The 7,869-nt window shown below is 68.1% G+C and carries 1 protein-coding gene; it reads right to left on the bottom strand.

What is annotated here, in order from left to right:
- The coding region (locus ACK6AU_RS30685) for an SDR family NAD(P)-dependent oxidoreductase (RefSeq protein ID WP_409303423.1) at nucleotides 1–7,869 on the bottom strand (7,869 nt) is incomplete at both ends.

Raw genomic sequence — 7,869 nt, 5'->3', positions numbered from 1 at the left:
GCCCATCAGGCCGCAGGGCGTGTTGCGCTATTTTTCCGCGCTGGCCCTCTCGCGGCGGGCCGGGGGCCCGCCGCCGGGCCCAGCCCCCCCGCGCCCGCCAGTGGCTGATCAGATGACGGCTCCAGGCCTCGCCGATTCCGCCGGCCCCCCCGATCACCACATAGACCCCGCCCTCGCGGTAATGCACCGTGCCGGCGCCCGGCTCCGGGCTGTCGGCCAGGGGCAGCAGGCGTTGCTCGAACCACTGCCCGTCGCGCCAGGCCAGACACTGGCCCGGCACTTGCGGCTCAAGCAGCGCTTGGGGCAATGCCTGGTCATCCGACGGCAGATCCACCAGTTCCACCCGCCACTGTTCCTGCTCCTTGACCAGAGAGCCGGCCAAGCCGTGGCAGGCGGCCAGTTCCGGCACCAAGGGCTCAGCGGCATGCAACGTCACGCTGGCGCTGAAGACCAGCTGCAGTTGCAGCGCCTGCTGCGCCACCTGCGACTGCAACAGTGCCTTGATCAAGCGAAACAGCATCAGCGTGGCCTGCTGTGCCGGGGCCACCCAGACCAGGCGCTGGAATGGCCGGCAGGCGGCCAGCTGGGCAGCGAGTTCCTCGATGTCGCCGGACTGCTCCGCGATGCACTCGAACCCGGGGTACAAGCCGGACAGCCATTGGCGATGTCCCTCGGATGCCCCCATGACCAGGGTCGGCAGTGCCTGTATCGGGCCTGGTCGAGCGGTGCAAGCCGACCAGCGTGGTGCCAACAGGCTCAGGCCTGCCGGCAGCGCTGGGGAGCCGGCCAGCGCCGCCACCGGTTCGCGCGCCTTGCCCAGTGGCCGCGAGCTGAAGCCGCGCAGTGTCACGGCGACGTGCCCCTGGGCATCGCACAGCTGGATCTCGATCCGTTGCACGGCCGAACCTGCACGCTTGTCCAGGCTGACCAGGGCCCACATCCGTGGCTGGCAGCGACCGTGCACTTGCACCTGTTCCACGGCGAAAGGCAGCAGTGTCTCGCCCTCGCCCTCCGGGCCTTGCAGCAGGCCGATGGACGCCTGGACCGCGCAGTCGAGCATGCCCGGATGCAATAGCCAATCGCCCTCGAACCACTGTTGCGCCAACTCCAGTTGGGCCAGCACCCGGCCCTCGCCCAGCCACAGTCGCGACACCCCGCGATGGCTCGGGCCATAGTCGATGCCCAGCGCGGCGAAGCGGGTATACAGTTCGCCGGCTTCGATGCTGCGCGTCCAGCCGTCCGCGCGCAGTCGATCCAGGTCCAGCGCGGGCGCCTGGCTCGCCGTGACCACCTGGGCGCTGCCCTGGCAATGCTCCTGCACCACGGCACCGACCTGGGAATAGATCCGAAACTCGATCCGCTCCTGCTCCAGGTTCAACTCCACGTGCAGCTCGTTGGCTTGTGGCGTCGGCCCATAGGGCGCCAGCCACGCCACATTGCGCAGTTGCAACGTGCCGCCATCCAGGACTTGCGGGTCCAGCGCGCGGACCATCGCCGCCCGGGCCATTTCCAGGTAGGCCACGCCGGGCATGGTGCTCTGGCCCGCGACCCGATGGTCAGCGAACCAGGGCTCGTCGCCCCGCCAGCGACTGCTGAAACGCTGCCGGGAGAAATCCGAGGTGTTGCGCTCCAGCAGTGGATGCAACCAGGCGCCAGTGACCGGCTGGCCGCTGCCTGGGGTACACGCAAGATCGGTGACCCAGTAGCGCTCGCCGGCAAAGGGGTAGCCCGGCAAGTTCAGGCGGCGCATCGGCCGCCCTTCGCGGTAGAACTGACGCCAGTCGAGCGCCAGGCCCTGGACCCAGAGTTCCAGTAGCTTGTGGTACTTGCGCTTGGCGATCCAGGCCGTCAAGGCGGCCGCCATGTCGTCATCCTGGCCGAACAGCGCCAGCGCCGGGTTGTCGCCCGTGGCCAGGCCGCGATACGGCGCCTTGCCGCTGGCGACGAAGGTGTCGAGCTGGCGTTGCAGGTCCGCCAGCGAGTCGCTCAACAAGGCCAGCCGCTGCGCCATCGGCTCACGGCCGACTTGCAGCGTGTAGGCCAGGGCGTCGAGGTAGCCCTGGACATCTCCAGCGGCCTGGCTTGGGACGCTGGCGATGAACTGCGCCAGGCGTCGCGCCGACTCACGCAGCTGGTCTTCGGTGCGGGCCGAGAGCAGGAACGCCCTGGGGCCCGGCGACGCCTCGCTGGGCAACGGCTGCGGCGCGCGGTATTCCTCCAGCAGGATATGGGCGTTGGCGCCGCCGAAACCGAACGAGCTGATGCCTGCCCGGCGCGGTAGCTCGTTGCCGTCTCGATCCTTGCAGGCGGCCCAGGGACGGCTGTGCTGGACAACGTAGAAGGGGCTGCCATCGAGTTCGATATAGGGGTTGAGCGACTCGCAGTGCAGGCTCTTGAACAGGGTCTTGTGCTTGAGTTGCAACAGCACCTTGATCACCCCGGCGATCCCGGCGGCCAGTTCCAGGTGACCGATGTTCGATTTCACCGAGCCGACCCCGCAATACCCCTGGCCCGGTTGTTCGCCGCCCAGCTCATCGGCCAGTTCGCGGAACGCCATCTTCAGGCCATTGATCTCGATCGGGTCCCCCAGTTCGGTCCCCGTGCCGTGGGCCTCGATGTAGCCGATGCTGCGCGGATCGACCCCGGCCTTGCGGTAGGTGCTCTTGAGCAGCTCGGCCTGGGCACGGGGGTTGGGCGCCGTCAACGAGTTGGCCTTGCCGCCGTGGTTCTGTGCGGTACCGCGGATCAGTGCATAGATCGGGTCGCCATCGGCTTCGGCCTGGGCGCGGGTTTTCAACACGATCATCCCCACCCCCTCGCCCCGCGCATAACCGTTGGCCTGGGCCGAGAAGGTCTTGCTGCGCCCGTCGAGCGCCAGCATGCCGGCCTTGCTGAAGCTGATCTGGGCCTCGGGAGCGACCAGGGTATTGACCCCGCCGGCGATCGCCATGGCGCAATCGCCGCTGCGAATGGCTTGCACGGCGCGGTGGATGGCCACCAGCGAGGAGGAACAGGCGGTTTCGATCGGCTCGCTGGGGCCATGGAAATCCAGCAGGAAACTCATGCGGTTGGGGCCAACCGAAGGCACCATCGCCGTGGCGCTGTAGCCTTCCACCGGTACCCCGGCCTTGGCGATCAGGCTGCTGTAGCCGGTCACCCCGGTGCCGACGAAGATCCCGGTATCGCTGCCGGCCAGGTCCCTGGCGGCATAACCGGCGTCTTCGATAGCCAGCCAGACATGGGTCATCAGCAACCGCTGCTGGGGGTCCATCAACTGCGCCTCACGCGGCGAGATGGCGAAGAACAGCGGGTCGAAGTGGTCGACACCGTGAATGAATCCGCCCCATTTGACGTTGGTCTTGTTCGGTTCCCGGTGCGGATCGCCGTAATACTCGCGCCAGTCCCAACGGCTGGCGGGCACCTCGCTGATGCAATCGCGTCCATCTTGAAGGTTGCGGCAAAACTGAGCGACGTCCTCGGCCATGGGGAAACACCCGCTGACCCCGATGATCGCGATGTCATCCAGGGCCGCACCTGCCGCCGTCGTGGCCGGCGGTGGCGCGGCTGGCCGTGGCGTCACTGTCGGCCGCGGTTGCTCAAGGGCTTGGCCCTGGGGCGCCTCGGTCCGCGGCGCAAACCGCGCAGCCAGCACATCGTGATGCTCACGCTCCAGGTAAGCGGCGAAGCGGCCAATGGTGGCGTGTTCGAAGAAGATCGTCGGCGCCAGGCTCAGCCGCCATTGCTGCTTCAGGCTGTTGGCCAGCGTGGTCAGGCTGATCGAATCGAAGCCGTACTGGCTGAACTCGGCATCGGTGCGGATATCGCTGGCGGGAATCTTCATCTGCGCGGACACCTGCTCGATCAAGGCCCGCTGCAAGGCCTGGCCCAGCCCGGGAGCCGCGGGCGCCACGCCGGCGAACCCGGGCGGCGGCGCTGCCGGCCGTGGCGCGCCGCCGACCAGCCGGATGATCGGCCCGGGCTGGCCGTGCATGACCAACACTTGGGGCAATGCCAGGGCAACGCACTGGCGCAAGGCATGGATCCCGGCGTTGCTGGGCATCGCCAGCATGCCGGTGTCCTGCTGCATTTGCCGGGCGGTGGCGGCATCCACCCGCATGCCGCCGTCCTTCCACAGTGGCCAGTTGATCGCCAGGCTGTGGCCTTGACGCAGCCCCTGGGCGACGAGCCGCTGGCGATAGGCCGCATAGCGATCGACGAAGGCATTGGCCGCGGCGTAGTCCGCCTGGCCGACATTGCCGACCACACCGGTTCCCGAGGAAAAACCGATCCAGAAATCCAGCGCCAGGTCGGCGGTGGCCAGGTCGAGGTGACGGGTACCGGCGACCTTCGCCGCCAGCACCTGCCTGAACTGCTCGTCCTGCTTGTTGACCAGCAAGCTGTCCTGGATCACCCCGGCGCAGTGCAGCACGCCGTCCAGATGCCGATGCTCGGCGACGATCTCTGCCACCAGGCGCCGTACCGCCGGTTCGTCGCTGACGTCCAGTTGCCGGTATTCGATGCGGTTGCGCCGCGGATCGATCCCGGCCATGGCATCCGCGGTCGCTGGCGAACGGCCGGTGAGAATCAACACAGCGTCGCTGACGCTGGCGACGATGGCCTGGGCGAACACCCGGCCCAGGCCGCCCAGGCCTCCAGTGATCAAGTACACCCCGCGATCCCGCCACGGCGCCTCGATCGCCAGGTCCATCGGGGGGCAAGGCAGCCAGTGCAGGACCTGGCGCCGGCCACCCTGGTAACGGATCGCGACATCGGACGCTGGCGCATTGTCCGCCAACCGTTGTGCCAGGCACTGGGGTTCGTCCAGTTCGAGCAGTTGGGCACGCACCGCCGGCACCTCCAGTTGCAGGCTGCGTAGCAGCGCCGCCAGGCCGCCGACCAGGCGTTTGCCATGGGGGTCATGTACCGCCAATTGCAACAGGCGCCGGCCGCCACCTGCGCCGAGCAGCCCCTTGATTTGCTGCAACAGCGCCAGGGCGGTCCGTTCATAGTCCAGGGCGCAGTCCTGTTCGATGAAGTCCAGCACCCGGCATTGGCCCCCGACGCCCTGCCCGTCCAGTTGCCGCTGGACCTGGCCGGCGCTTTCCGGCTCGAAGCCGCTGAGCAGGACCAGGCGCTGCTCGAACTCCGGCGCGGCTGCAGCGGGCGCGGGTTCATCAAGCCAGCGCGGCTGGAACAACAGGGTCTGTGGCAGCGCCGTTGCACCATCCACCGGCTCGTCCACCGGGTTCAGTACCCGGGAGGTGAACCCTCGCAGCGCCACGCACAGCTTGCCTTGCTCGTCGAACAACTGGATGTCCAGGCGCTGCAGGGCCGTCTCGGCCTGCTGGTCCCCGCGGCGTTCGGCATAGCCCACCCGGGCCCACATCCGTTCGCTGCAGCGGTCCAGGACCTGCAAGGCCTCCAGGGCGAACGGCAGCGTCGGCCGGGACAACGCCGGCAACTGCTGCCGCTGTTCCTCGTCCAGCACCACATCGGCCCCGAGGCTCAAGGCAATGGCGGCCTGCAATGCCGAGTCCAGCAGCGATGGGTGCAGCACATAGTCGCCAAGGCTCGCCTGCTGGCAAGCGGGCAGCGCCAGTTGCGCCAGCACCTCGCCATGCCCCAGGTACACCCTCTGCAAGCCCTGGTAGGCCGGACCGTGATCGAAGGTCATGGCCTGGTAAGCCTGGTAGCACTGCCCGGCATCAAGCTGGCCACCGTTCATGCGTGCCTTGAACGCCGCCAGGTCGGCCAACTGCGGCGCGGCGGGCGCGGCGAAGTTGGCCAGGCCCTGGCTGTGCAACAGCGCTTGGCCCATCGCCTGGCCGGTCGCCGGATCCAGTTCGCGACTGCTGATTTCGAAGCGCAGTTGCCCATCGTCCTCGGCCGTGAGTTCGACCTCCACTTGCCGTGGCCGGTCCTCGACGATCAGGGGCCGCAGCCAGACCACCTGGCTCAGTGACGGTTGTCGTCCCGGTGCGACCAGGGCCACGGCGGCCCGGGCCATCTCCAAGTGAGCGACCCCGGGAAAGATCCGTTGCCCCGCAACCCGATGCTGCGCCAGGAACCACTCCTGGCCATCGAATCGACTGGTGAAGCGTTGCCGCTGCGGATCCGAAGTGTCGCGTTCGAGGAACGGATGCAGGGGCGCCGCGATACCGGCGCCGGCCTCGCCCGCCGCGGCACCGCGTTGTGCTGGCGGTATCCAGAAGTTCTGTCGGGCGAAGGGATAGACCGGCGCGTGTATCCGCCGCGCGGTGCTGTGGTGCTGGCGATTGAAGGCAGCCCAGTCGAGGCTGCCCCCGGCCACCCAGGCTTCGGCCAGTGCTTGCAGGCTCGCCGGATCGCCAGCGACGGGCAACGGGATGTCCCGGCGTTCACCGCTCACGACCTGGCCGTCCCAGCAATGCCGGCAGGCGCGGCGATCCAGCCAGTGGTTGAGTTGCTGGCGCAACTGCTCCTTGTCGCCGCACAGGAACATCAATCGATGCGCCAGGGCCTGCCGTCCGACTTGCAGGGTATAGGCCAGGTCCGCCAGGCGCAGGTCCGGGTCCAGCAAGGCCTGGCGCAGCCGCCGGGCATAGCGCCTGAGGCTATCGGCGGTACGTGCCGACAACGGTAGCAGGCAAAGCGGGCCCGGCTCCTCGGTGGGGGCCGCCAGGGTTTGCGGCGCCTGGCGAATGACCATGTGCACATTGGTGCCGCTATGCCCGAAGGAATTGAGCGCGGCCATCCTCGGGCCGTCGGCTGGCCACTCCCGAGGTTCGCGATGGATATGGAACGCCGAGCCCGCCAGCTCGATGCGCGGGTTGAGCTGCTGGAAGTGCAGCAGCCCCGGCAGTTGCCGGTGTTTCATCGACAACAGGATCTTGATCAGGCTGACCACACCGGCGGCCGCCGAGGCATGGCCGATGTGCGCCTTGGCGCTGCCCAGCGCGCAATAACCGGTGTCGCTGGTGAACTGGCGGAACGCTCGCACCAGCGCGTTGACTTCCACCGGGTCTCCCAGCGGCGTGCCGGTGCCATGGGCCTCGACGTAGCTGATCTGCCGTGGGTCGATGCCATGGCGCCGATACAGTTCGCCGATCAGCCGCTCCTGGGCCTGGCCGCTGGGCGCGGTGATCCCGTTGCTGGCGCCGTCCTGGTTCATTCCCGAGGCGCAGATCACCCCGTGGATCGGGTCGCCATCGGCCAGTGCCTCGGACAGGCGCTTGAGCGCCAGCATGCCCACCGCCTCGGACAGGACGATGCCGTCGCTGCGCTGGTCGAAGGTATGGCAGCGCCCGGTGGGCGAAAGCATGTCCATCTGGGCGAGGCTGATCAGCCCGGGCTCGCCGAGGGTGGCGAATACACCGCCGGCCAGGGCCAGCGTCGACTCCCCGTTGCGTAAGCTTTCGCAGGCCAGGTGGATCGCCGTGGCCGAGGACGAACAACCGGTATTGACCACCAGCGCCGGCCCCTTGAAATCCAGGTAGTAAGACAGCCGCGAAGCGATGATCGCGTCGGAGGCGCCGATGAAGGTCTCGTGGAAATACCCCGCCGGCTCGGCACCGACGAAGATCCCCACGGCCTGGTCACGCAAGCCCTTGGGGTTGTAGCCGGCATCTTCCAGGGCCTTCCAGCTCTCCTGGAGCACCAGCCTCTGGTGCGGATTCATCGACTCGGCATCGCGGGGGGAAATATTGAAGAACAGCGGATCGAAGTCGTCCCGCTGTTCCAGGATCCCACCCCACTTGCAATAGGTCTTGCCGCTTTGGCGCTCGGCCGAAAAGGCCCGTCGCTGGTCCAGGTAGCGCTCGCCCAGTTCGCCCACGCCATCGACGCCGGTGCTGAGGTTGTGCCAGAAACGCTCGACGTCGGCCGCGCCGG

It is taken from the genome of Pseudomonas sp. KCJK8993, assembly GCF_046230915.1.
In the GTDB taxonomy this organism is placed as follows: domain Bacteria; phylum Pseudomonadota; class Gammaproteobacteria; order Pseudomonadales; family Pseudomonadaceae; genus Aquipseudomonas; species Aquipseudomonas piscis.
This window is presented reverse-complemented; position numbering and strand designations above follow the sequence as displayed.